Here is a 25,544-nt window from a genome sequence, read left to right on the forward strand (position 1 = left end):
GGCGGGGGGGGTGTTTTTTTTTTAACACTACCTCGCTCCCGCGTGTGTTTTTTTTGTGTTGGGCGTTCTTGCCCCCACCACACGCGGCGGGGGGGCGGTGGCGCCGCCCCCCCCGCCGGGGAGATCATTTCTTTGGCCGCAGCTTGATGCCGGGCGCCGGGTTTTCGAGGGCGTCCTCATCCTGTCCGGCCGCCGGGATTTCGATCCAGCGGACGGTGGCACCGTCGCATTCCTGCACCACCGGAAAGTAAAGCGTCTGGCCCACCGGGAGATCCTCCGTCAGCGTCGCGCGAAAGACGAACTCGTCGTAGAATTCATCCGGCAGGCTGCCGCCGCTCCAGTCGACTTCCTTGACCCCATCGCTCACCGATTGACCGTAGAGTTGATAGGATTTGTCGTACTTGCCCTTCTTGGCCTGCAGCGTCCAGCCAGGCTTAGGCATCGGCTTCACCGCGATCACCCCTTCCGGGATCTGCACGCGTACGGCAGTCGTAGCCTTGCCGTCGCAGCCATGCGGCACGCGTAAGATTGCCTTGTAGGTCGAGCCGACGGCCGCTTCCTGGGTTTCGAGCGTGATATGCGCGAAAGCGGCATTTGTCCCGAGCACGAAAAGGACTGCGGCGGACAAAAGATACTTGTTCATGATGGTCCCTCTGATTTCAAACTGGCGAAGCTGGCCGGATCAATTGGCGTGATCGTCCGTGGCGCCACCACCGATGCCTTCGACGGCGAAATCGACGCTGACGGCACCGGCCTTCTCGAAGGTCAGCGTGGCGGAAAACTTTTCGCCCTGCTTGGGTTGCCGCTTCAAGCCGAAGAACATCAGATGATAGCCGCCAGGCGCCAATGCCACCTTGCCGCCGGCCGGAATTTCCAGGCCGCCGGCAACCGGTCGCATGGTCATGACGCCGTCCTTGACGCCCATTTCATGCAGCTCGGCCTTTTCAGAAATATCGGAGGAAATCGACACCAGCCGATCCGGCGCGCTGCCATTGTTGGTGATCGTGAAATAGCCGCCGGCGACCTTGGCGCCGGCCGGCGTGGCGCGCGACCAGGGGTGGCCGATATCGAGATCGCCGACCTTGAACTCATGCGCGAACACGGTCTGGACGCCGATGAACAGCAGCGCAAGAGCCAGCACGGCAATGCCGACACCTTCTTCGATGCTGCGTAGAATGGTGCCGGGCTTAAGACGCGCGGCGTCAGGAAAGAAATTGAACATGGTTGCTCCATGAAGTGATGGTCGCGCCGTTGCCGGTCGCGAGCAGTTTGATCTTTGGATGGGTACGCCCACGAAAGGTTCCGGCGGGCAAGCAGGCTCAGACCGTCAGCGGCGGCGCGCGCGGGTTCGACGGCGAGCGCTCACGCACGAAGTCGAGATGGATGGCCGCCCGGAAGACAAAGGCTACCGTTTCAAAGGAACGACTGTCCAGCGCAAGCCCGGCATCGGGCGGCGGCGCAAAGGCCGGCGAAAACATGCCGCAGCCGAGCACGCAGCATGCCGGCTGATGGGACGGCGGCTGGTTGCCGCCGGGAAGCTGGGTGGCACCCCCATGGGTGCAGATGACGTTGCCAAAGGCATCGAGTTGTGACGCATTCGGCACGTTTCCGAAGGCGAAAGCGCCGAGCGTCGACTGGAGCAACAGCAGATAGGCCGCGACAAGCGCGACCGGTATGCTCCACCGTCTCCTCGATACGCCCAAAACCCTGCCTCTTCGCAGCAATGCAACATTCCTAGCACGAGGCCGTCGGGTGGAAAATCGCCAATTCGATGCTGCGGCAACGCGGCAGGAAGCGCGTCGCAGCCCTTCAGATGCGACGCGCCTTATGATTTTTGGGGCGACCGCATTTCGGGGATCGAGGTCAGCAAGGTCTGGCGCGCCGACTTCAGGTGCTTGCGGCAGGCGGCGTCGACCTTGCCGAGATCGCGTGATTTCAGCGCCTCTATATAGACCAGATGCTCATTGATCGCGACTTCGTTGCGTTCGCGTTCTCGCGTCTTGTTCCATTGGTAGTGATAGTGAAAGATCATGGCGATGACATCGTAGAAATCCACGATGAACCGGTTATGCGACGCCCGGTGGATGAGCCGGTGGAAGCGCTCGTCCAACTCGGAGAATTCGTTGAAGCGGGTGGCGATCTCGCTTGCCAGCCGACGATGTTCGTCTTCCAGACGTTCGAGATTGGCCCAGACAGCGCTGTCCTGCGGCAGAGCGGCGAAGGCTGCCGCCGAGCGCAGTTCGAACATCTCACGGATTTCAGTCAACTCCAGCGCGAAAGCGCGCGTGAAACCCTTAAGCACCCAGTGGCTGTTGCGGCGCTTCTCGATCAGGCCGAAGCGCGAGAAGCGGATCAGGAACTCGCGCACGCTGGTGGTGCCGACGCCGATCTCGCGCGCCAGTTCGAGTTCGTTGATCTGCATGCCGGCTTCGGCTCCGCCGGCAAGCAGGCGCCGCATGAACGACCGCTCGATGATCTCGGCCAGCGTGTCGGTTTCTTCCTCGGGGAAGAAATCATCGGGACGCGGTTCGCGCAGCACCGTCTTGGCACGTTTGTTCCAGGCGATCAGCCCGGTCTCTTCCATGCGCGCAAGAATCGATCGTACCGTGGTGCGGCTGACGCCAAGCAAGGTGCCCAGTTCCGGCTCCGAAGGCAGGCTGCGCGTCTCGTCGAGCAACCGCAGGCAGCGGTTGTAGGCATCCTTATAGACGTTGTTGCTCTTCGACATCCCTGACCCGTTGCACGCCGTCGCTTGCGGCCGTCGGCCGGAAGCGCAATATGACGTTCCCATGACCCCTGAAAGCGAAATTCGCTTTCCTGAACGCCGATGGACATGCGGAACTCCCCAGCGAAAAAACAATTGACGCAAAATTGTTTTTTCACGATAAAAGACATTATATCTAAACAAGCGCGTGTCAATCCGCCCGCGCACCCCAGGATCACCCAGGAAAACCGCCCGTGAACGCCTCCAACTGCATCCTCCTGTCCCCCGCCGACAATGTCGCCGTCGCTAACGGCCGCATCGAGATCGGCACCGTGCTGCCGGGCGGCGCCGTCGCCGCTGCTCTGATCGAACCTGGCCACAAGGTGGCGATCAAGCCGATCGCCGCCGGCGAGGCCGTGGTCAAATACGCGCAGGCGATCGGCCGTGCGACACAGGATATTGCAGCCGGCGAGCATGTTCATTCGCATAATCTGGTTTTCGAATCGGGCCGCTTGCCGGTCGTGCCGCCGAGCGAGGCCGAGCACGCGACGGAAGCGGACCGCGCCCGCACCTTCATGGGCTATCGCCGCGCCGATGGCCGCGCAGGCACGCGCAACTTCATCGGCATCGTCGCCAGCGTCAATTGCTCGGCCACCGTCTGCCATTCGATCGCCGACACCGCCAACCGAACCCTGCTGCCGAAATATCCCGGCATTGACGGCTTCGTACCGATCGTTCACGGCCAAGGCTGCGGCATGAGCGCCACCGGCGACGGCATGATGGTGCTGCACCGCACGCTTGCCGGTTATGCCCGCCACCCGAATTTCGGCGGCGTGCTGATGGTCGGCCTCGGTTGCGAGGTCAACCAGCTCACGCTCTATGGCCAGAAGGGCGTCGCTGCCGGCAAACGCCATTTCAACATCCAGGACGCCGGCGGTTCGCGCAAATCGGTCGAAAAGGCGATGGGCGTGCTGGCTGAGATTGCCGAGGAAGTCGGCCAATTGAAGCGTGAGCCGATCCCGGTCAGCGAGATCGTCGTCGGCCTGCAATGCGGCGGCTCCGACGGCATGTCGGGCATTACAGCCAATCCGGCGCTGGGTGCTGCCGTCGATATCCTGGCCGGCGTCGGCGGCATCGGCATCCTCTCCGAGACCACGGAAATATACGGCGCCGAACATCTGCTAGCCTATCGCGCGGCAACGCCGGAGATCGCGCAGAAGCTCGACGGCTTCGTGAAGTGGTGGGAAGATCACGTCGCCAAGCACGGCGCCTCGATCGACAACAACCCCTCGCCCGGCAACAAGCGCGGCGGCCTCACCACCATCCTGGAGAAATCGCTCGGCGCGGTCGCCAAGGGCGGCCAGACGCCGCTCAATGGTGTCTTCGGCTATGCCGAAAAGGTCACCGGCAGCGGCTTGGTGTTCATGGACACCCCCGGCTACGACCCGGTCTCGGCGACCGGCCAGGTGGCGGGCGGCGCCAACATCATCGTCTTCACCACCGGCCGCGGCTCCTGCTTCGGTTGCCGGCCGACACCGTCGATCAAGGTCGCCACCAACTCGACCATGTATCATCAGATGGAAGAGGACATGGACGTCAATTGCGGCGTCATTGCCTCCGGTGAAAAGACCATCGCCGGCATGGGCCGCGAGATCTTCGAACTGATCGTCGAGACGGCTTCCGGCCGCAAGACCAAGAGCGAGGATTTCGGCTACGGCGACAACGAGTTCGTGCCCTGGCACCTGGGCGCGACGCTTTAGTTTCCACTGATATCTGAAGATGACCAGGCCGGACAATGGTCGGGAACGGGGAGGTTTTCGCATGAACAAGCGCCGCATCGGTCGCACCGCGCTCGAGGTCACCGAGGTCAGCTTTGGCGGCGCTGCGCTCGGCGGCCTCTACCGCGCCTGTCCGCGCGAAGCCGCGATGGAGACGCTGCAAGGCGCCTGGGAAGCCGGCCTGCGCTATTTCGACACCGCTCCCTTCTACGGTTTCGGCCTGTCGGAACGACGCTTCGGCGACTTCCTGCGCTACAAGCCGCGTGATTCCTATGTGTTGTCGACCAAGGTCGGCCGGTTGTTCCGCCCGGTGCCGGATGACCATGTTCCCGATCACTCCTATGTCGATCCGCTGCCCTTCGCGCTCGATTACGACTATTCCTATGACGGCATCATGCGCTCGGTCGAGTTCAGCTATGCGCGGCTTGGCCTGAACAAGATCGACATCCTGTTCGTCCACGACATCGGCGCCTACACGCATGGCGCCGAGAAGACCAAGCTGCACTTTCGCGATCTGATGGATGGCGGCCTCAAGGCGCTCGAAGAGCTGAAGAGAACAGGTGTCATTTCCGCCTATGGGCTCGGCGTCAACGAGGTGCAGATCTGTCTCGACGTGATGCGCCGGGCGCCGCTCGATTGCATCCTGCTCGCCAGCCGCTATTCCCTGCTCGACCGAAGCGCCGAAGCGGAATTGCTGCCGCTGTGCCGCGCGCAACAGACCTCTTTGGTCATTGGTGGCGTCTTCAACTCCGGCATCCTGGCGACCGGGCCGGTGCAAGGCTCGCATTTCGATTACCGCCCTGCCAGCCATGACGTGCTCGATCGCGTCGGTGCGATGGAAAGGATCGCAGCCGAGGGCGGTTATCCGCTGGCCGCGGCCGCGTTCCAGTTCCCGCTCCATGAACCAATGGTCGCTACCGTGCTGACCGGTACTGCCAAGCTGGCAAACCTGACCCGCAACCTCGAATTGCTCGACATCGACGTGCCGGAGACGGAATACCCCAGATATCGCCCCCATACCCTGGTGCAGGAGCTGGCGTGAAACGCGATCCGCTCGGTGAACGGCGATCCGGTTTCACACCCTTGCAATTTATATGAGAATGAACATTCCATATTGACGAACGGGTGGAATTAATATTCCATACGCTCACGGAATGGAAACGGGAGCATTCGATGACGGCGAGGGAAAGCAGTGCGGTGGCTCTGCCTCTGCCAGGCTTCCCGAGAACTGGTCAAACACCGCTTGCATCGGCCGGTTCGATGCACTATCAAAACATGGCAACTGTTTTTTATTGATAAAGTTCTGTTTGGGCTACGCCTATCCGGACGGAGCTTCCGTAACGTTCACCGGGCGACTTAGGGAGGAACCTCATGAAATTCGTGACCAGCATTCTCAACCGCCGCGCTGTCATGGCGCTGGCAGCAGCTTCGATGCTCACCGGCGTCATGCATTCGGCGCCGGTTTCGGCGGCGGATGTGACCATTCCAATCATCGTCAAGGACACCACGTCCTTCTACTGGCAGATCGTTCTGGCCGGCGCCCGCAAGGCCGGCAAGGATCTCGGCGTCAACGTGCCGGAACTTGGCGCCCAGGCTGAAACCGACGTCAACGGCCAAGTCTCGATCCTCGAGAACGCCGTTGCCAGCAACCCGGGGGCCATCGTCATTGCGCCGACCGAGTTCAAGGCACTTGGCAAGCCGATCGATGAAGCCGCTGCCAAGGTCAAGGTTATCGGCATCGACTCCGGCGCCGACTCCAAGGCCTTCACCTCGTTCCTGACCACCGACAATGTGCAGGGTGGCCGCGTCGCTGCCGACGGCCTTGCAGCCGCTATCGGCGCCGCCAACGGCGGTAAGATCGAGGGCGACGTCGCCCTGATCACCAACGCACCGGGCGCCGGCTCGCTCGAACAGCGCAAGCAGGGCTTCACCGAACAGCTGGCCGCCAAATATCCGGGCCTGAAGCTGGTCGCCGACAAATATGCCGACGGCCAGGCCACCACCGGCCTCAACATCGCCACCGACCTGATCACCGCCAACCCGAATCTCAAGGGCATCTTCGCCTCCAACCTGATCATGGCGCAGGGCGTCGGTCAGGCTGTCGCCGAAAACAACCTTGGCGGCAAGCTGGCGCTGGTCGGCTTCGACAGCGACGAGAAGCTGATCAAGTTCCTCAACGACGGCGTCATTTCCGCCCTCGTCGTCCAGGATCCGTACCGGATGGGTTATGACGGCATCAAGACCGCACTCGCCGCCTCGAAGGGCGAAAAGGTCGAGGCCAATGTCGACACCGGCGCCAATCTGGTGACCAAGGACAACATGAAGGACCCCAAGATCGACGCGCTGCTCAATCCGAAGCTCTAAGCCTTCGCATCCAAATCGTTTCCGGGGCCTCGCGCCCCGGAAACATTCGCTGCCGGCACAAACGGCTTGGCAATCCACGAGCCTGAGCTAGGCTGTCTTCGCGGCATATCCTTGCCTCGCCGCGTGCCAATCGTGAGGCCAATCTGGGAGGCCAATCTGGGAGGATTGTCATGACATCGACGGCGCAGGAACTGCATCCGGCCCCTGTGCTGGAGCCTGGCAGGACCATCCTCGAATTGCGCGGGCTGGAGAAGCGTTATCCCGGCACCCACGCGCTCAAGCCGGTTAACCTCGCCTTCAAGTCCGGCGAGATCCACGCCATCGTCGGCGAGAACGGCGCCGGCAAATCGACCCTCATCAAGCTTTTGACCGGCGTCATGCCGCGCACCTCCGGAGAGGTCATCTGGGAAGGCCAGCCAGCTGCTTTGGCGACGCCGCATGAGGCGATGGCGCTCGGCATCAATGCCGTGCACCAGGAGGTCGTGCTGTGCCGTCACCTGACCGTCGCCGCCAACATGTTCCTCGGCGAAGAAAATTCGCGCTTCGGCATCCTGCAGCAGCGCTCCATGGTCAGGCAAGCGCAGAAGATCATCGACGATCTCGGCTTCGACCTGCCGGCGCATGTCACGCTGGGCGACCTGACAATCGGCCAACAACAGCTGATAGCGGCGGCCCGCGCCACCGTGCGCGGTACCAAATTCCTGATCTTCGACGAGCCGACCGCCTATCTCACCCGCAAGGAGGCCGACCAGCTTTTCACCCTGATCCGCCGGCTGAAGGGCGAAGGCGTGACGATCATCTACATCAGCCACCGCATGGAGGAAGTGTTCGAACTCGCCGATCGTGTTTCCGTGCTGCGCGACGGCATGCTGGTCGGCACCCGCAACATCGCCGAGACCAACGATGCCGAGCTGGTCAAGATGATGATCAACCGCTCTATCGAGCAGGTCTACCACAAGGAGCATTTCACGCCGGGCGCCGCGATCATCGAAGCGCGGAACCTGTCCGGCAAAGGGTTTGAAAATGTCTCGATGACGGTTCGCGCCGGCGAGATCGTCGGGCTCTATGGCCTGATCGGCGCCGGGCGCAGCGAGTTCGTCACGACACTTTATGGCCGCCACCGCAAATCGGCCGGCCAGATTCTCTGGGAAGGCAAGGAGGTTCAGGTCAAATCCGAGCATGACGCGATCAAGCTCGGCATGGCGCTGGCGCCGGAAAGCCGCCGCGACCAGGGCCTCTGCCTCAACCTGCCGGTCGGCCTCAATCTCAACCTGCCGATCTACAAGCGCATCTCGAACAATCTGCTGATCTCGAGTGCGCAGGAAAAGACGCAGGCCGATCGCCAGATCGCCGATCTGCGCATCAAGACACCGACGCGCGGCGCTCTGGCGTCCAGCCTGTCGGGCGGCAACCAGCAGAAGATCGTCATCGGCAAATGGCTGGCGCACGGCGCCAAGCTGTTCATCTTCGACGAACCGACTGTCGGCGTCGATGTCGGCACCAAGGCCGAGATCTACCGATTGTTCGGCGCGCTGCTGTCGAAAGGCGCCGGCATCATCCTGATCTCGTCCTATCTGCCGGAAGTCTACGAACTGGCCGACACGCTGCATGTGTTCCGGCGCGGCAAACTGGTGGCGACTCATGGTTTTCGCGGCGCCAGCCACGAGGACATTCTCACGCAGGCGCTCGCCGAGAAACAAGAAAAGCAGGGAGGACAGATATGAGCACCGAGGCGATTGCTGTCGAAAAGCCAAAACGGAACTACAATGTCCTGTTCGGGCTGACGCTTCTGGCGTTGCTGGTTCTGCTCTGGATCGTCCTGTCGGTCGCGACGCCGAGCTTCGCCTCGTCCAATAACATCGCCAACCTGCTGCGGCAGGGTTCGATGATCGCCATTATGGCGGTCGGCCAGACTTTCGTCATCATCACCGGCGGCATCGACCTGTCCGTCGGCGCCGTGGTCGGCTTCGCCACCGTGGTCGTAGCCATGATGATCAATGCCGGCTTCCCGATCTGGCTCGCCATTCTGGTGACGCTGCTGGTCGGTGTTGCCATCGGCATGTTTCATGGCTTCGGCATCGTCAAGATGGGCCTGCCGCCCTTCATCATCACGTTGGCGACGCTGACCTCGCTGCGCGGCATCGGCCTTTTGATGACCAACGGCAATTCGATCAATATCAACAGCGACACCTTCACCGCGTTCTCGCGCAGTTCCTTCATCGGCATCCCCAACCTGTTCTGGATGGTGATCCTGGTCGGCATTCCGGCCTATATCTTCCTGCATCACAGCCGCTGGGGCCGGTATCTGTTCTCGGTCGGCTCTAACGCCGAGGCCTCGCGCCTGTCCGGCGTCAATGTCCAGCGAACCATCTACATGGCCTACACGCTGTCCGGCCTCTGCGCGGCTTTCGTCGGCGTGCTGCTGGCCGCCCGCATCGGCATCGGCAATCCGACCCAGGCCGAGGGCTGGGAGTTGCAGGCGATCGCCTCGTCGGTCATCGGCGGCACCTCGCTGTTCGGCGCCGTCGGCTCGGTGCACGGGCCTCTGCTTGGCGCCTTCATCCTGGCCACCATCAACAACGGCGCCAATCTGCTCAACGTCAACTCGTTCTGGCAGCGCATCATCACCGGCGCGCTGATCATCATCATCGTCTACTTCGACGGGCTGCGCCGCCGCGGCAAGTAAACCCTCGATCAATCGCTGGCCCGTCACAATCGACGGGCCGGCGATTCATTACCGACTGGATTGAAGCATGAAGGCCGTCGTCTGCCGTTCGCCCGGCGATCTTATCCTGGAAGACCGTCCGGCCCCCGGCGCGCCGCCTCCCGGCTGGGCGCTGGTGTCCGTCAGCCATGTCGGCATCTGCGGCACCGACTATCACATCTTCGAGGGCAAGCACCCGTTCCTCGCCTATCCCCGCATCATGGGCCATGAAATATCGGGTACCGTGGTGGAACCCGGGGAAGGTGTCGAACTGGCCGTTGGCGAACCGGTCGTCATCAACCCCTATCTTTCTTGCGGCAAGTGCATAGCCTGCCGGCACGGCAAGCCGAATTGCTGCGTCAGCATCGAGGTGCTCGGCGTGCATCGCGACGGCGCCATGTGCGAACGCATCCTGGTTCCGGCACAAAATCTCTATCCGGCCAACGGCCTGTCGCTGGCCGACGCCGCTGCCGTCGAATTCCTGGCCATCGGCGCGCATGCCGTGCGGCGTGCACGGGCCGATCCGGGTGGACGCACGCTGGTCATCGGCGCCGGCCCGATCGGGCTCGGCACCGCCATCTTCGCCCGCATCGCCGGCCTCCACGTGGCACTGCTCGACATGAGCAGTGAAAGGCTCGCCTTCGCCGAGAATGAGCTTGGGTTCCAGACCCTCGACGGCTCGCGCGGCGCGGTGCCCGCTCTGGTCAAGGAGGCGACATCAGGCGAAGGTTTCGATGTCGTCTTCGATGCCACCGGCAACACCCAGTCCGTGCAATCGGCCTTCGCCCATGTCGCGCATGGCGGGACACTGGTGCTGGTCAGCGTCGTCAAGGACGACATCAGCTTTTCCGATCCCGAATTCCACAAACGCGAGATGACGCTGATCGGCAGCCGCAATGCGTTGCGCGCCGACTTCGACCATGTCGCCGCCTCGATCCGCAACGGCGCCGTTCCGCTGGCAAAACTCGTCACCCACCGCACCACGCTTTCCGGCACGCCACACGATCTGGCCCGCTGGGCGCATGAGAAATCAGGCCTGATCAAGGCTGTGATCGAGGTGGGAGCATAACTTAGCAGGCGGTGAACCCGGCCCGAATTGACGACGCCCCGCGCAGATCGACCCCCACTCCGTCTCGGCTTCGCCGAGCCACCTCTCCCCCGATCGACGGGGTAGAGGAAGGTGCGAGCCTATTGCGGCCAACGCTCCTCAACCAGACTCCCTCCTTCTCCCGCCAGCGGGCTCCCTTCCTCTCCCTCCGGAGGGGGGAGAGGTGGCTCGGCGAAGCCGAGACGGAGTGGGGGAAGGCGGTCCTCAAACGCCAAGCCGCTGACAGGGGAGCGCGCGACCGATCAGCGCGAGTCAGAAGTCACGGTCTCGCATAAGGCCGGCACTCCCTACAGCGCCGACAGCTTCAGCTCCACCCGTTCTGCCGGAAACCTGGACTCCGAAAACTGGATCGGCTGGCCGTCCGGCGTGACGTTGACAGCGACCGTGACCAGCACGATGGCACCTGGTTGCAGGTCGAGGTCGGCAAGGTCCGCCGCATCGGCATGGCGCGCCGACAGCACGGTCGATTGCCTGAGATAGTCGTCGATACCGAACCGGGCGAGCGATGCGGTGATCGAACCTGTCTCGGCCATTGCAGCGTCGATACCAGCAAAGCGCCGGGCATCGAACCAGCCGGCGCCGCGTGATACCGGCCGTCCGTCGGCTTCGCCACGCGTTTCCAGGCGAATCACATCGGCCCCCTTGGCGAGCCCCAGCCCCTCGGCAACACGCTGGCTGGCCGGCTCGATCGAGGACGCCAGCAGGACGATATGCCGTTCCGATGTCTGCCCTTGCAGGCCCGTTGAAAAGCGTGTGCGCGCACCGATGGGATAGGACAGCCGCCTGCGCGACAGCACGAAGGTGCCGCGCCCCTGCTCGGCCCGCAGCACCCCTTCCTGCACAAGGGCCGATATGGCGCTGCGCACGGTGTGGCGGTTGACGCCATAGCGCTCAGCCAGTGCCATCTCCGGCGGCAGCGCGGCGCTTTCTGCGAAATCGCCGACGGCGATCGCCTGCAGGATCTTCTCGGCGATCTGCCGCCACAGCGAGACGCCGCTGCGCCGCTCGATGCTGTCCGCTGCCAGCCGCCCGACCATTGATTGCCCCCAGTCTTCAAGTGCTTGTCATCCACCCGTCATGGACTCGCGCTAGATAATAGGTATAATTTGTATAGTTGTCTATATCAATAGACAAATTTGGCGAAGAGGAATGTTGCTGATGCGAGGACAGGAAGCCCGCGATCAAGCCGAACGCAAGGCCGCCATGGCAACCCTGGCGCAATCCGGCGGCGACGACATCGTTCGGCTCTGGAACGAGGCCGGACTGCCTTCGGACGCAGAACTGCTGCGCGGCCCCGAAACCGGCCTGGTCACCGTACGCGGCCGCATCGGCGGTGGGGGCGCGCCCTTCAATGTCGGCGAGGCGACCGTCACCCGCGCCACCGTCCGGCTGCCGTCCGGACAGGTCGGCCATTGCTATGCGCTTGGCCGCGACAAGCAGAAGGCGAAGCTGGCGGCCATCGCCGACGCACTGTGGCAGGACCCGGCCCGCCGCGCCGAGGTCGAGACCGGGCTGATAGCGCCTCTGCGGTCGGCCCTGACCACGGCGCATGAACGCCGCCGCGCCGAGACGGCGGCAACGAAGGTGGATTTCTTCACCATGGTACGCGGAGAAGACTGATGGACATCGCATCGCAATCGATCGAGGGCGGCTTCGCCGATCCGGTCTTCAACGCACAGACCGTGTTCCGCGCTGTCATGGAGGCGATGGCGCGGCCTGGCAGCGTGCAGCCGTTGCCCGCCTTTGCCCGTCCGCCGGCGCCGCTGTCGGCGACCGCCGGTGCCATTGCGCTGGCGCTTTGCGACAATGACACCCCGCTCTGGCTCGACCCGGCTTTACAGGCTTCCCCTGCCATCAAATCCTGGCTTGGTTTCCACACCGGCGCGCCATTGGCCAACACGCCGGCCGATGCGCATTTCGCGTTGATCGCAGCCCCGGCCGAGATGATGGCGCTCGACGGTTTTTCGCAAGGCACGCAGGACTATCCCGACCGTTCGACCACATTGGTCCTGCAGGTCAGCGATCTCGTCTCCGGCACGCCTCTGTCGCTCGAAGGCCCCGGCATCGAAGCCAGCGCGACGATCGCGCCGGCACGGATGCCACGCCATTTCGTCGAACAGTGGAAGCAGAACATCAAGCGCTTTCCGCGAGGCGTCGACATCATCCTCACCACATCGGACGGCATTGCCTGCCTGCCGCGCACGACGCGCATCAAGACGATGGAGGCGTAAGATGTATGTCGCGGTTAAAGGCGGTGAAGCCGCAATCGCCAACGCCCACAGCCTGCTTGCCGACCGCCGCCGTGGCGACCGTTCGGTGCCAGCCCTTCGCCTCGACCAGATCGTCGAGCAGCTGGCGCTCGGCGTCGACCGGGTGATGAGCGAAGGCTCGATCTACGACCGTGAACTGGCCGCACTCGCCATTGTTCAGGCGCGCGGCGACATGATCGAGGCGATCTTCCTGGTGCGCGCCTATCGCACGACACTGCCCCGCTTTGGCTACACCAAGCCCATCGACACCGCCAACATGCTGGTCGAGCGGCGCGTCTCGGCGACCTACAAGGACCTGCCGGGCGGCCAGTTGCTTGGGCCTACCTTCGACTACACGCACAGACTGCTCGATCCCGAGCTTGCCGCCGGCGCCGATGTCGCCGAGCCCTTGCTGCGTGAGACGGAAGCGCAAGCCATGCCGCGCGTCTCGGCGATCCTCGCCCGCGAAGGCCTGATCGAACCGGACGGCGACATGCCGCAGGACCATGTCCCCGGCGACATCACCCGCGAGCCGCTGGAGTTCCCGATGGCGCGCGACATCCGCCTGCAGGCGCTGTCGCGCGGCGACGAGGGGTTCCTGCTGGCGCTCGGCTATTCCACGCAACGTGGCTATGCCCGCAACCATCCCTTTGTCGGCGAAATCCGCATCGGCGAGGTCGAGCTGGAGCTCGACGTGCCGGAACTGCCCTTCGCGGTCCCGCTCGGCACGGTGCGGATCACCGAATGCCAGATGGTCAACCAGTTCAAAGGGTCGACCAAGGCGCCGCCGCAATTCACCCGCGGCTACGGCCTCGTCTTCGGCCAGAGCGAGCGCAAGGCGATGGCGATGGCGCTCTGCGACCGCGCTCTTCGTGCGACAGAACTCGGCGAGGATGTCGTCGCCGCAGCCCAAGATGAGGAGTTCGTCATCTCGCATTCCGACAACGTTCAGGCGACCGGCTTCGTCGAACATCTGAAGCTGCCGCACTATGTCGACTTCCAGGCCGAACTCGACCTCGTGCGCCGCATGCGCGCCGAATACGACGCCCGCGAGAACCCCGCCAAGGCCGAAGAGAAGCGGGAGGCCGCGGAATGATCGAAGGCCTCTCCCACATGACCTTTATCGTCCGCGATCTCGACCGGATGACCGAGATCCTCGAGGGCATACTCGACGCCCGAGAGGTCTATGCCAGCGGCGCCGAACAGTTCTCGCTGTCGCGCGAAAAGTTCTTCCTGATCGGCGACATCTGGGTCGCCATCATGGAGGGCGAGCCCTTGCCGGAACGCAGCTACAACCACATCGCTTTCAAGATCGATGACGCCGATTTCGACCGCTACGCCGAGCGCGTCAAAGCGCTTGGCCTCGACACGCGCCCGCCGCGCCCACGCGTCGAGGGTGAAGGCCGCTCGATCTATTTCTACGACGACGACAACCACATGTTCGAACTGCACACAGGCACGCTCGCGGAGCGGCTGGCACGCTACGCCAAGGGACTGAAAGTCGCGCAATGACTGACATCGCCACCTACAACTTCGCCTATCTCGACGAACAGACCAAGCGGATGATCCGCCGCGCGATCCTCAAGGGCATCGCGATCCCCGGCTATCAGGTGCCGTTCGCCTCGCGCGAAATGCCGATGCCCTATGGCTGGGGCACCGGCGGCGTGCAGGTCACCGCTTCGATCATCGGCCCCGACGATGTCTTGAAGGTTATCGACCAGGGTGCCGACGACACCACCAATGCCGTCTCGATCCGCGCCTTCTTCAAGAAGGTCGCCAATGTCGCGGTGACCACCTACACAGCCAGCGCCACCATCATCCAGACCCGCCACCGCATCCCCGAGCATCCGCTGACGGCGGGCCAGGTACTGGTCTATCAGGTGCCTATCCCTGAGCCGCTGCGCTTCCTTGAACCGCGAGAGACCGAAACGCGCAAGATGCATGCGCTGGAGGAATACGGCCTCATGCATGTCAAGCTCTACGAGGACATCGCCAAGCACGGTCGCATCGCCACCACCTATGCCTATCCGGTCAAGGTCGAGGGCCGCTATGTGATGGACCCGTCGCCGACGCCTAAGTTCGACAATCCCAAAATGCACCGCTCGCCGGCCCTGCAGCTGTTCGGCGCCGGCCGCGAAAAGCGCATCTATGCGGTGCCGCCCTTCACCGAAGTGGTCAGCCTCGACTTCGAGGATCATCCGTTCGAGGTGCAGACCTTCGACCAGCCCTGCGCGCTGTGCGCGGCCGAGAATGTCTATCTCGACGAGGTCATCCTCGACGACCATGGCGGCCACATGTTCGTCTGCTCCGACACCGACCATTGCGAGAAGCGGCGAGCGGACGGCCATCACGGCCACCTCGCCCGGGAAACCCATCTTGCCCCAGGAAACATGGAGCCGGCGCAATGACCGACGAACCGCTGCTGCGCGTCTCGGCGCTCTCCAAATTCTACGGCTCGCGCGTCGGCTGCGACAACGTCTCCTTCGACTTGTGGCCGGGCGAAGTTCTGGCTGTCGTCGGTGAGTCCGGCTCCGGCAAGACGACATTGCTCAACTGCCTGTCGACACGGCTGCTGCCCAGTTCCGGGACCACCAGCTACCGCATGCGCGATGGCCAGTTCCGCGAGCTTTATCGCATGAGCGAGGCCGAGCGCCGCTTCCTGATGCGCACCGACTGGGGTTTCGTCCATCAGAACCCCGCCGACGGACTGCGCATGACAGTATCGGCCGGCGCCAATGTCGGCGAACGGCTGATGGCTGTCGGCGATCGCCATTACGGCAGGATCCGCGCCACCGCCGTCGACTGGCTGTCGCGCGTCGAGATCGACGAGGACCGCATCGATGACGAGCCGCGCGCCTTCTCCGGCGGCATGCGCCAGCGCCTGCAGATCGCCCGCAATCTCGTCACCGGGCCACGGCTGGTGTTCATGGATGAGCCGACCGGCGGCCTCGACGTCTCGGTCCAGGCGCGCCTGCTCGACCTGCTGCGCGGTCTGGTCACCGATCTCGGCCTGGCGGCAATCGTCGTCACCCATGACCTCGCGGTAGCGCGGCTGTTGTCGCAGCGCATGATGGTGATGAAGGACGGCCGCGTCGTCGAAAGCGGTCTCACCGACCGCGTGCTCGACGACCCGCGCGCGCCCTACACCCAGTTGCTCGTTTCCTCGATTCTACAGGTTTGACGATGAAGTCTCAAAGCGCGTGTTCGCGAAACCTTGGCGCGAGGCACCCCCCTCTGGCCTGCCGGCCATCTCCCCCGCAAGGAGGGAGATCGGCAGTCCCTGCTGCTTTCACCAGTTACCAAGGCTGCAAGAAAAGCGCTGCGGGTGAAACTGCCAATCTCCACCCTTGCGGGGGAGATGTCCGGCAGGACAGAGGGGGGTGCCTCGCGCCGACACCTCGCAACCACCCGCTTCGAGATTTCACCGTTATTCCGCACGTGCAATTGCATTGGCCAGAGGGGGGTGCTGGCCCGCAAGCGGACGATGATTGGAGGACCTTCTGATGGCCACCCCCCTCGTTGTCTCGGACGTTGCCAAGAGCTTCACCATGCATCTGCGCGACGGCATTAAACTGCCTGTCGTCGCCGGAGTCTCGTTCTCGATCAGGGCCGGCGAATGCACCGTGCTTGGCGGCCCGTCCGGTGCCGGCAAGAGTTCGATCCTCAAGATGCTCTACGGCAACTATGCCGTCGACGAGGGCCAGATCATCGTCACGCATGACGACGGACTGATCGACCTTGCCACCGCCAGCCCGCGCACCGTGCTTGCCGTGCGCCGGCAAACGATCGGCTATGTCAGCCAGTTCCTGAGCACCGTGCCGCGCGTCTCGGCGCTCGATGTCGTCGCCGAACCGCTGGTCGAACGCGGCGAAGACCGCGAAATTGCACGCGACAAGGCAGGTGCCTTGCTGGCGCAGCTCAACCTGCCGGAGAAACTTTGGGCATTGCCGCCGGCGACCTTCTCCGGCGGCGAGCAGCAGCGCGTCAACATCGCGCGCGGCTTCATCACCGAGCACCCGATCCTGCTGCTCGACGAGCCGACCGCTTCGCTCGATGCCAGGAACCGTGACGTGGTGATCGAACTCATCGCCGCCAAGAAAGCGGCTGATGTCGCCCTGCTTGGCATCTTCCACGACCACGACGTGCGCGAGGCGGTTGCCGACCGCATCATCGACGTCACCGCTTTCGCTCCCGGAAAAGTCGCCGCATGACCAGGAAATTATCGGAGACACCGCTGGTCCACCCGACGGCGGAGGTGCAGAACTCGACGCTCGGCCGCTGGACCGAGATCGCCGACCGCAGCCGGGTGTCGGAAAGCGAACTCGGCGACTATTCCTACATGATGCAGGATTGCGCTGTCTGGTGCGCCACGATCGGCAAGTTTTCCAACATCGCGGCAAGCGTGCGCATCAACGCCACCAACCACCCGACCTGGCGGCCGACGCTGCACCATTTCACCTACCGCGCTTCGGACTATTGGGACGATGCCGAGCACGAGAGCGAGTTTTTCGCCCAGCGCCGCGCCAGGCGCGTCACCATCGGCCACGACACCTGGCTCGGCCATGGCTCGACCATCCTCCCCGGCGTCACCGTCGGCGATGGCGCAGCGGTCGGCGCCGGCGCTGTCGTCTCGAGAGATGTGGCTCCGTACACCATCGTCGCCGGCGTGCCGGCCAAGCCGATCCGCGAGCGCTTCGACCGCCGCACCGCCGAACGCTACCAGGCGCTTGCCTGGTGGGACTGGGACCATGCCACGCTGCGCGCCAGTTTGGAGGATTTCCGGGAACTGTCCGCTGAAGCGTTTTTGGAGAAGTATGGTTGACGCGAATGGTGTTTTCATCGAACTAATAATCACCCAACCCAGTGCGATGGAGCATATGTGACCTTTATTGTCGTAATACCTCTTTTCATTGGACTGGGGTTGGTCGCGTTAGGAATTTTGGCGATTAAGCTTGGAGTTAAGCGTTGGAGGCAATCCGACGTTGGCTCTTCAATAACGTTGATGATATTGGGTTGTGTTTTGTTCACGGCGGCGATAGCCCCACTCTATATGCTGTGGGTCCTTGCGCAGCTTACCGGTAAGCCAGGCTGACAAGCTAAGGCAGCAAAGCAAGACAATTCGGGGAGCGAGGGTAGACCAGCGTCTTCACATTGCAATAGATGGGCACGATACGCCTCTAGCTGGAACGGCTGAAAGGCTTCGAGGGCTTCGGCCCGTTCAACATCAAGGTGGTCGAAGTTCTGCCGACCGGCCTCACCGTTGCCGGCGCGACCGACGACGATGTGCGCATCATGCGCGCCTGGCGCGATGCTCTGGCGGTGCCGTTCGGCTACCGGCACCCTGATCACGATGCCTATGTCTTCCACATCACCTTCGCCTACCAGATCCAGCGTCTTGCTGATGACCGGGCAGCCGCATGGCAGGACCTGTTCGATGACTCTCTCAAGCTTTTCGAGCAGCAGGCTCCCGTCATCGAAACTAAGGCGCCTGCCTTCTGCAGCTTCCGGGACATGGTGCACTTCGAGGACCTGCTGGTCCGGGGCCGGCCGTAAACTCCACACCTGTGGAGCGTAACAAAACTGACATCACCGCGACACGGCAGGTTCATGTGGCTGCGCTAGGCGAGAGCCTGATGATCAATGGTCCGGACTGGAACCTGCCCCATGCCAGCAACCTCTGCCACGCTCGAAATCCGCGGTGTCAGCCGCCGATTTGGCAAGAACACCGCCATCAGCGACATCAACATCGCGATCCCGCAGGGTCAGATGGTTGGCATTATCGGCCGTTCCGGCGCCGGCAAATCAACCCTTCTTCGCGTGATCAACCGCCTCATCGATCCCAGCCAGGGGTCGATTTTTTTTGACGGCGCCGAGGTCTCCCAGTTGAGCGGCTCGCCGCTGCGGCGCTGGCAGCGCGACTGCGCCATGATCTTCCAGCAGTTCAACCTGGTGCCGCGCCTCGACGTGCTGACCAATGTGCTGCTCGGCAAGCTGAACCACCGTTCGACCATGTCAAACCTGTTCGGCATGTTCTCTCGCGCCGAATGCGCCGAGGCGGTCGCCGCCTTGGAGCGGCTCGACATCGCCCGTACAGCACTTCAGCCCGCCGGCACCTTGTCGGGTGGACAGCAGCAGCGTGTCGCCATTGCCCGTGCCATGATGCAGCAGCCCAGGGTAATCCTCGCAGACGAGCCGATCGCTTCGCTCGACCCGCTCAACGCCAAGGTGGTGATGGATTCGCTGCAAGACATCAATTTGCGCGAAGGCATCACAGTCATCACCAATCTGCACACGCTGGATACCGCCCGCACCTATTGCAACCGCATTATCGGCATGGCCGCCGGCAAGGTCGTCTTCGACGGCCCACCGGAAGAGCTCAACCGCGAGGCCGTGCGCCTCGTCTATGGCGCCGACAGCAATGGCCAGGAAATCTCAGAGGCCATCACCTCGACCAGCGTTGCCTTCAGCCGAAAGATCGCCGCATCCGCCGGACCGCTCGAACCCGCTTTCCCGGGTTATTGAGTCCATGATCCCGAAAAGTGAAAACCGGTTTTCGGGAAAGATCGTGGACCAAAAAAGAACGGTTGGGATCGCCAGCCCACGTCAAGGGCGCCAGTCAAACTCAAGAACGCTGCCGGCGCGGGGCCGGAACCTACAGGAGAGATTACAGATGTTCAGAAAGATGGTTTTCTGCGCCGTTTCGGTGCTCGCCATGGCGACCAGCATGGCCCACGCCGCCGATATGAAGGAATTTCGCGTCGGCATCCTCGGCGGTGAAAACGAAACCGACCGGCTGCGCAACTACCAGTGCCTAGCCGACCATTTGAAGGCCGAATTCGGCTTCGAAAAGGTCTCGCTGTTCCCCGCCGCCGACTATGACGGCGTGATCCAGGGCCTGCTCGGCGGCACGCTCGACTTCGCCGAGCTCGGCGCTTCCGGTTATGCCAGCGTCGCTCTCAAGGACCCGAAGGCGGTCACCCCGATCCTCACCACCCAGCAGACCGACGGCGCTACCGGCTACTATTCGATCGGCCTGGCGCTGAAATCCTCCGGCATCACCGACATCAAGTCGGCCAAGGGAAAGAAGCTCGGCTACGCCGATCCGGATTCGACCTCGGGCTACCTGATCCCGCTGACCCAGATCCCGAAGGATACCGGCGCTTCGAACGAAACCTTCTTCGCTTCGACCCAGTTCAACGGCGGCCACGAAAACAACGTCCTGGCCGTGCGTGACGGCAAGGTCGACGTAGCGGTGGACGATTCCTCCGGCATTGGCGACTTCAAGGACGGCTATACCTCCGGCACCTTCCACAAGGAAGTCGCCAAGGGTGCCGTCGACCCCAACGACTTCGTCGAAGTCTGGCGCTCGGGCCTGATCCCGAACGGCCCGCTGGTCGTGCGCACCGCGCTCGGCGACGACATGACCGCCAAGCTCGCCGACTTCTTCACGCAGCTGCCCAAGAAGGATAAGGCTTGCTTCGAAGGCGTCGAAGGTGGCGACTTTACCGGCTACGTTCCAGTGAAGGCAGACTTCTACAACGTCATCGTCGAAGCCCGTAAGGCAGCCATCGGCGGCTAACGGCAAAATCAGGAAGGGCGGTGTTCAAAACACCGCCCTTTTTGCATCCCCGATCATGACCCATTCCGTGACAGTCCCTTCCGGCGCCACTCACCAGATGGCCAACGCCTGGCGTCGCCAGACGTCCTTGCGCCGGCTCTACACCGCCATCGGCATTGGCCTGCTCGTTGTCGCGCTCGGCGGTACCATGTGGTTCGCCGACGAGGCCAATGCCGGGCATTTCTTCGACCGGCTGCCGCATTTGCTGGATTTCCTGAGCTGGCTCGTCCCCAAGGACTGGAACGATGTCTGGCGAGCGATGTTCGACATCGCTTCCCCACATGACACCGGCACCCAGGAATTCAACTTCCCGCTTGGCCGCGCCTATGTCTGGGGCAGCTTCTACATCCCTGAATATTTCGAGCTGATGCTGACCACGCTCAATGTGGCGCTGGTCTCGACCTTCATCGGCTTCGTCTTTGCCGTGCCGTTTTCCTTCATCGCGGCGCGCAACCTGACGCCGCATCCGGTGCTACGGCTGATTGTCAAGCGCTTCATGGAATTGCTGCGCGCCTTTCCCGAAATCGTCATCGCCGGCCTGTTCGCCGCCATCGTCTCGATCGGGCCGATCGCCGCCATCATCGCCATCGGCCTGCATTCGATCGGCGCCCTGGGCAAGCTGTTCTACGAGATCAACGAGAACATCGACATGCGCGCCGAGGAAGGCCTGAGGGCGGTCGGCGCCAACTGGTTCGAGCGGGTGCGCTTTGCCGATCTGTCGCAGGTGCTGCCCAACTTCATGTCCTACACGCTGCTGCGTGTTGAAATAAACGTCCGCATTTCCACCATTATGGGCGCGGTCGGCGGCGGCGGCATCGGTGAGGAACTGAAGCTGTCCATCTCGCGAGGCTTCGGCGCCAAGACGCTAGCTCTCGTGCTGCTCCTGTTCACGACGATCTTCATCGTCGACCAGTTCTCCGCCTGGTTGCGTCGCAAGCTGGTCGGCGAACAGGCTTTTGCTGTGGGTTCGTAAATGACGACGACCATGACCGCCGATGAAATCCGGTCGATCGAGGAACGCTTTCCGCAGGTATTCAAGCGGCCATTCCAAAAACGCTTCGGGCCGCTGCTGTTGCTTGGCGGCACCTTTTTCTATCTCCTCTACGCACTGTGGTTCTTCAACCTGCCGCAAGTCATGCGGGAATCGCACTGGGAGCGCCTGCCGCTGTTCCTGACTCAATGGATCAGCTACGATGTGCAGCCGATCTTCCGGCTCGATGAACCGCAGATCACCGCCAAATACCCGCGCTTCTCGGTGCTCGGCCCGAATCCCAGCCCGGACTGGGTCAAGACCAATCCCGATGGTTCGGTAACGATCCTGATCGACGGCACAGCCAAGTCGGTCACCTTCAACAAGACGCAAGCCACAATCATTGCCAATGATGAAACCGTTGCGGTCGGGCTAAGCACCGGCAGGCCGCTGATCTCCGGACCGCTTCCCGGCTGGATCACAGCGCATGAAGATGAGGTCGTGGCCGACATGGGCTTCGCCGGCGAGGTCCGCGTCGCCGCTGACCGCGTCAGGATACGCAAGCGTTTTCTCGGCTGGGCAAACTTCGTCTTCGACACGCGCTCGCCGTTCTTCGGCAAGTCGGCAGGCGAAGTCGCCTTGCTGATCGTCTCCGGACCGGAACTGAAACCGGGCACGTCCAACCTGGCGCTGGCCGGCGACAACATCTGGAACAACGCCCAGTGGCAGCATGGCGATGTCTGGACGAAACTCTTGCAGACCATCGTCATGGCTTTTCTCGGCACCTTGCTTGGCGGCATCGTCGCCTTCCCCCTCGCCTTCTTCGCCGCCCGTAACATCACGCCCAGCCGGCTGGTCAACCAGGTGCTCAAGCGCTTCTTCGACTTCATGCGCTCCATCGACATGCTGATCTGGGCACTGTTCTTCACCCGCGCCTTCGGGCCGGGACCACTGGCGGGCAGTGCAGCCGTTTTCTTCACCGAGATCGGAACGCTCGGCAAAACCTATTCCGAGGCGCTGGAGAACATCGACGACAAGCCGCGCGAAGGCGTCGTCTCGACCGGGGCCAACGGCCTTTTGGTACAGCGCTACGGCGTGTTGCCGGAAGTGGTGCCGGTTTTCATCAGCCAGACGCTCTACCAGTGGGAATCCAACACCCGTGGCGCAACCATCATCGGCGCCGTCGGCGCCGGCGGCATCGGCCTGAAACTATGGGAAGCGATGCGCACCAATTCCAACTGGGCCAACGTCTTCTACATGGTGCTGCTGATCCTGCTCGTGGTCTTCATCTTCGACAACATTTCCAACTTCCTGCGCCGCCGGCTGAGCCAGACCATCCACGACTACAACAGGATCCAGGCAGAGCAGGGGTAGCCTTGTGACGCAGAAGCCCAATCATCGTCTCGCCCGGCGCCAAAGGGTCGACCCCCACTCCGTCGAGCTGCGCTCGACACCTCTCCCCCGATCGACGGGGTAGAGGAAGGGCGCAAGGCAGTCCGAGTCGGCACCCGTCCTCCAAGGCCGAGGCATTCTTCTTCTCCCCGCGCCACCACGCTTTCTTTCTTTCCTCTCCCTCCGGAGGGTCTCCGGAGGGGGGAGAGGTGGCTCGGCGAAGCCGAGACGGAGTGGGGGAACCACCTGGCAACCGCCGCGAACGCAAATCGAATGGACTAGGCATAATCGTCGTCTCGCCTCGCGACTAGGGTCGCCGACGCAGGTCTTCTTCGCGTGACTATCGTCCGATCAGGGAGCCTAAGCCGCTCGTTTCCACCCGTTCCTGATATGCTTGTACCCTTCCCGATAGACCGCTTCCGGCGTTTCGGAAAAATCGCGCCACACCTTGGTTGCTGCCGCCAGGTCCTTCAGCGAACGCCCGAACGCTTCGATCGTCAGCCAGTCGTCGTAGCCGCTCTTGCGGATGGCGGAGAATGTTTCCTTCCACGGAAGGTGGCCGCGCCCCGGCACACCGCGATCGTTCTCCGAAATATGGATATGTACGACATGCCGGCGGTGTTTCGTATAGGCGCCGATCGGGTCGGCCTCCTCGATATTGGCGTGGAAGGTGTCGTACATCGCCTTGATGTGCGGCCGGTCGATGGCGTCGATATGTTCCGACAGGTCCGCCATCGTGTTGAGAAGATAGCATTCGAAGCGGTTCAGCGCCTCGAGCCCAATGGTGACGCTCTTCTTGCCGGCATGGTCGCCGATAGCGCGCTGCGAGGCGACGGAGCGCTTCTTCTCGGCGGCCGTCGGCCCGGAGCCGGAAAAGGCGCCGAGCGTCGAATGCAGCGGGCCGCTTAGCGTATTCGCGCCAAGCGCATCGGCGCAGTCGATCGCCCATTTCATATAATCGACACCGGCCTTGCGCGTTGCCACATCGGCCGAGATCAAATTCATCGCCGGATCGCCCATCGCTGAAACCGCGGTCCGCTCCAGTCCGATGCGGTCGAGCAGATCGCCGAGTTTTTTGTAGTCGTCCGGCGTGCCGGCAAAGATCGGTATCTCGACGCCATCGAAGCCGGTTGCCTTGATATCCCTGAGCAACGGTTCGTGTTTCTTCGACACAGCCGTCGTCCACAAGAACATGCACATGCCGATTTTCATCGACGCCCCCTCCCCTTGGACCCCCCTGATTTTTATTTAGAGTTTCGTCCACGCCCCATTCTTCTTCGACGACTTCACACAGGCCTCGATGAAAGCCATGCCTTCGACACCGTCGTGAATGGTCGGGAAGACGACGTCCTTTGCCGGCTTGCCGCCTTTCTTGCGGGCGGCGCGGATGGCGCGTGCGGCCTCCTGGTAGATGTTGGCGAAACCTTCGAGATAGCCCTCGGGATGGCCTGACGGCACGCGGCTGACCCGGCCGGCCACCGGCAGCGCGCCGGCGCCGTTGCGGGTGAGCAACTGCTTGGGCTGGCCGAACGGCGTGTACCAGAGATAATTCGGGTCGGCTTGCACCCATTCCAGCCCGCCCTTCGAGCCATAGATACGCAGCTTCAGCCCGTTCTCATGGCCCGGCGCCACCTGGCTTGCCCAGATCATACCCTTGGCCGGATGCGTCTTGCCTGCGGGCTTGAAGCGCAGCATGACGTTGATGTTGTCGTCGAGCAGCCGTCCCGGCACGAAGGCATCGAGATCGGCTGAAAGGGAATCCAGCTCCAGCCCGGAAACGAAGCGGGCGAGATTGTAGGCATGCGTGCCGATGTCGCCCAGCGCACCGCCGGCGCCTGCCTGTTTCGGGTCGCCGCGCCACGACGCCTGCTTCTGGCCTGTCGCCGCCAGGTCCTCGGTCAGCCAGTCCTGCGGATATTCGGACTGCACGATGCGAATGTCGCCGAGCACGCCCTTGGCGACCATTTCGCGCGCCTGCCGCACCATCGGATAGGCGGTGTAGTTGTGGGTCAGCACGAACACCTTGCCAGTCTTCTCGACTATCGCCGCGAGCTTCTTGGCTTCGGCCAGCGTCGTCGCCAGCGGCTTGTCGCATATGACGTGGATACCGGCCTCCAGGAAGGCCTTGGCCGCCGGCACATGAACATTGTTGGGCGTGACGATGGCCACCGCCTCGATGCCATCGGGGCGCTTGGCCTCGGCCTTGGCCATTTCGGCATAGGACGCGTAACTGCGATCGGGGTCGAGCCCGAGTTCGGCGGCAGAGGCTTTTGCGCGCGCCGGGTCGGATGACAAAGCGCCGGCGACCAGCACGAAGTCATTATCCAGGCGCGCCGCGATCCGGTGCACCGCGCCGATGAAGGCACCTTGTCCGCCGCCAACCATGCCATAGCGGATCGGGCCGCCTCCCGTTTCCGACTTCGATGCGCCGACCATGTCTTTCTCCCTCGTGTCTGAGATACCCCTCCCCCTCGAGGGGAGGGTGGCCCGAAGGGCCGGGTGGGGTCGGTTCATGCCGAGCTCTACGCCCGGCGACCCCACCCCTATCCGCTACGCGGATCGACCCTCCCCTCAAGGGCAGGGCTATCGCATATGAGTAAAGAGGCTAAGCAGGTTTTGATCGGCCCATCGTGCCTTGAGTCGTTTGTGGCTGAGCG

Annotated in this window: 26 protein-coding genes; 19 read left to right on the forward strand and 7 right to left on the reverse strand. The window is 62.9% G+C overall.

Translation table 11 applies throughout. The features are described 5' to 3' along the window. Positions 1-124: 124 nt before the first annotated feature. The 4 genes from NKJ89_RS33510 to NKJ89_RS33525 form a co-directional block, all read right to left on the reverse strand. On the reverse strand, positions 125-643 hold the full coding sequence (locus NKJ89_RS33510) for a YcnI family copper-binding membrane protein (protein WP_352608740.1): 519 nt from the start codon (positions 641-643) through the stop codon (positions 125-127). A 39-nt stretch (positions 644-682) separates the two neighbouring features. Next, a complete protein-coding gene (locus NKJ89_RS33515) occupies positions 683-1,222 on the reverse strand; it encodes a copper chaperone PCu(A)C (protein ID WP_352608741.1) in 540 nt (179 codons plus the stop codon). A 97-nt stretch (positions 1,223-1,319) separates the two neighbouring features. Next, positions 1,320-1,676: a DUF2946 family protein gene (locus NKJ89_RS33520; RefSeq protein ID WP_352608764.1), complete on the reverse strand. Its 357-nt coding sequence runs from the start codon at positions 1,674-1,676 to the stop codon at positions 1,320-1,322. A gap of 149 nt (positions 1,677-1,825) precedes the next feature. Then, entirely contained in the window at positions 1,826-2,728 is a 903-nt protein-coding gene (locus NKJ89_RS33525; protein WP_352608742.1) for a GntR family transcriptional regulator, read from the reverse strand. Positions 2,729-2,958: 230 nt separating this feature from the next. On the opposite strand from NKJ89_RS33525, the gene NKJ89_RS33530 reads away from it, so the two are divergent. The 6 genes from NKJ89_RS33530 to NKJ89_RS33555 all read left to right on the forward strand — a co-directional run bounded on the left by NKJ89_RS33530 (position 2,959) and on the right by NKJ89_RS33555 (position 10,619). Further along, on the forward strand, positions 2,959-4,464 hold the full coding sequence (locus NKJ89_RS33530; protein WP_352608743.1) for a UxaA family hydrolase: 1,506 nt from the start codon (positions 2,959-2,961) through the stop codon (positions 4,462-4,464). 61 nt (positions 4,465-4,525) lie between these two features. After that, positions 4,526-5,524 (forward strand): aldo/keto reductase, encoded by a 999-nt coding sequence (locus NKJ89_RS33535; protein ID WP_352608744.1) that lies wholly within the window; start codon positions 4,526-4,528, stop codon positions 5,522-5,524. A gap of 329 nt (positions 5,525-5,853) precedes the next feature. After that, positions 5,854-6,846: an ABC transporter substrate-binding protein gene (locus tag NKJ89_RS33540; RefSeq protein WP_023760801.1), complete on the forward strand. Its 993-nt coding sequence runs from the start codon at positions 5,854-5,856 to the stop codon at positions 6,844-6,846. Positions 6,847-7,016: 170 nt separating this feature from the next. Further along, entirely contained in the window at positions 7,017-8,570 is a 1,554-nt protein-coding gene (locus tag NKJ89_RS33545; RefSeq protein ID WP_352608745.1) for a sugar ABC transporter ATP-binding protein, read from the forward strand. Further along, positions 8,567-9,532, forward strand: a complete 966-nt coding sequence (locus tag NKJ89_RS33550; protein ID WP_352608746.1) for an ABC transporter permease — start codon at positions 8,567-8,569, stop codon at positions 9,530-9,532. Before NKJ89_RS33545 ends, NKJ89_RS33550 begins: the two co-directional genes overlap by 4 nt. Before the next feature lie 67 nt (positions 9,533-9,599). Then, complete coding sequence (locus NKJ89_RS33555) at positions 9,600-10,619, forward strand: zinc-binding alcohol dehydrogenase family protein (RefSeq protein ID WP_352608747.1); 1,020 nt, start codon at positions 9,600-9,602, stop codon at positions 10,617-10,619. A gap of 326 nt (positions 10,620-10,945) precedes the next feature. On the opposite strand, the gene phnF is transcribed toward NKJ89_RS33555, so the two are convergent. Then, positions 10,946-11,695: a phosphonate metabolism transcriptional regulator PhnF gene (gene phnF / locus NKJ89_RS33560; RefSeq protein WP_352608748.1), complete on the reverse strand. Its 750-nt coding sequence runs from the start codon at positions 11,693-11,695 to the stop codon at positions 10,946-10,948. Positions 11,696-11,816: 121 nt separating this feature from the next. On the opposite strand from phnF, the gene phnG reads away from it, so the two are divergent. From phnG to phnE (NKJ89_RS33625), 13 genes are all read left to right on the forward strand, one after another. Next, a complete protein-coding gene (phnG, locus tag NKJ89_RS33565; RefSeq protein ID WP_352608749.1) occupies positions 11,817-12,278 on the forward strand; it encodes a phosphonate C-P lyase system protein PhnG in 462 nt (153 codons plus the stop codon). After that, complete coding sequence (gene phnH, locus NKJ89_RS33570) at positions 12,278-12,889, forward strand: phosphonate C-P lyase system protein PhnH (protein WP_352608750.1); 612 nt, start codon at positions 12,278-12,280, stop codon at positions 12,887-12,889. Before phnG ends, phnH begins: the two co-directional genes overlap by 1 nt. 1 nt (position 12,890) lies before the next feature. Next, complete coding sequence (locus tag NKJ89_RS33575; protein ID WP_352608751.1) at positions 12,891-14,003, forward strand: carbon-phosphorus lyase complex subunit; 1,113 nt, start codon at positions 12,891-12,893, stop codon at positions 14,001-14,003. Next, positions 14,000-14,419 (forward strand): FosX/FosE/FosI family fosfomycin resistance hydrolase, encoded by a 420-nt coding sequence (gene fosX / locus NKJ89_RS33580; RefSeq protein WP_352608752.1) that lies wholly within the window; start codon positions 14,000-14,002, stop codon positions 14,417-14,419. Before NKJ89_RS33575 ends, fosX begins: the two co-directional genes overlap by 4 nt. Next, on the forward strand, positions 14,416-15,315 hold the full coding sequence (locus NKJ89_RS33585; RefSeq protein WP_352608753.1) for an alpha-D-ribose 1-methylphosphonate 5-phosphate C-P-lyase PhnJ: 900 nt from the start codon (positions 14,416-14,418) through the stop codon (positions 15,313-15,315). Before fosX ends, NKJ89_RS33585 begins: the two co-directional genes overlap by 4 nt. Further along, positions 15,312-16,088 (forward strand): phosphonate C-P lyase system protein PhnK, encoded by a 777-nt coding sequence (gene phnK, locus NKJ89_RS33590; RefSeq protein ID WP_352608754.1) that lies wholly within the window; start codon positions 15,312-15,314, stop codon positions 16,086-16,088. Before NKJ89_RS33585 ends, phnK begins: the two co-directional genes overlap by 4 nt. Before the next feature lie 322 nt (positions 16,089-16,410). Continuing rightward, positions 16,411-17,118, forward strand: coding sequence for a phosphonate C-P lyase system protein PhnL (gene phnL, locus NKJ89_RS33595; RefSeq protein WP_352608755.1), 708 nt, complete (start codon positions 16,411-16,413; stop codon positions 17,116-17,118). Next, positions 17,115-17,729 carry a DapH/DapD/GlmU-related protein gene (locus tag NKJ89_RS33600; protein ID WP_352608756.1) on the forward strand — a complete coding sequence of 205 codons (615 nt, stop codon included), beginning with the start codon at positions 17,115-17,117 and terminating at the stop codon, positions 17,727-17,729. Before phnL ends, NKJ89_RS33600 begins: the two co-directional genes overlap by 4 nt. A 407-nt stretch (positions 17,730-18,136) precedes the next feature. Continuing rightward, positions 18,137-18,460, forward strand: coding sequence for a hypothetical protein (locus NKJ89_RS33605; protein WP_352608757.1), 324 nt, complete (start codon positions 18,137-18,139; stop codon positions 18,458-18,460). Positions 18,461-18,571: 111 nt separating this feature from the next. After that, entirely contained in the window at positions 18,572-19,429 is an 858-nt protein-coding gene (phnC, locus tag NKJ89_RS33610; RefSeq protein WP_352608758.1) for a phosphonate ABC transporter ATP-binding protein, read from the forward strand. A 148-nt stretch (positions 19,430-19,577) separates the two neighbouring features. Continuing rightward, positions 19,578-20,486 (forward strand): phosphonate ABC transporter substrate-binding protein, encoded by a 909-nt coding sequence (phnD, locus tag NKJ89_RS33615; RefSeq protein ID WP_352608759.1) that lies wholly within the window; start codon positions 19,578-19,580, stop codon positions 20,484-20,486. A 55-nt stretch (positions 20,487-20,541) separates the two neighbouring features. Next, positions 20,542-21,498, forward strand: coding sequence for a phosphonate ABC transporter, permease protein PhnE (gene phnE / locus NKJ89_RS33620; RefSeq protein WP_352608760.1), 957 nt, complete (start codon positions 20,542-20,544; stop codon positions 21,496-21,498). After that, a complete protein-coding gene (phnE, locus tag NKJ89_RS33625; RefSeq protein ID WP_352608761.1) occupies positions 21,499-22,869 on the forward strand; it encodes a phosphonate ABC transporter, permease protein PhnE in 1,371 nt (456 codons plus the stop codon). A gap of 378 nt (positions 22,870-23,247) precedes the next feature. Here the strand turns inward: phnE (NKJ89_RS33625) and NKJ89_RS33630 are convergent, their stop codons facing one another. Continuing rightward, entirely contained in the window at positions 23,248-24,099 is an 852-nt protein-coding gene (locus NKJ89_RS33630; protein WP_352608762.1) for a sugar phosphate isomerase/epimerase family protein, read from the reverse strand. Positions 24,100-24,135: 36 nt separating this feature from the next. Next, positions 24,136-25,323, reverse strand: coding sequence for a Gfo/Idh/MocA family protein (locus NKJ89_RS33635; protein WP_352608763.1), 1,188 nt, complete (start codon positions 25,321-25,323; stop codon positions 24,136-24,138). Positions 25,324-25,544 lie beyond the last annotated feature (221 nt).

The sequence above is a fragment of the Mesorhizobium sp. M0047 genome (genome assembly GCF_040323315.1).
Lineage (GTDB): Bacteria > Pseudomonadota > Alphaproteobacteria > Rhizobiales > Rhizobiaceae > Mesorhizobium.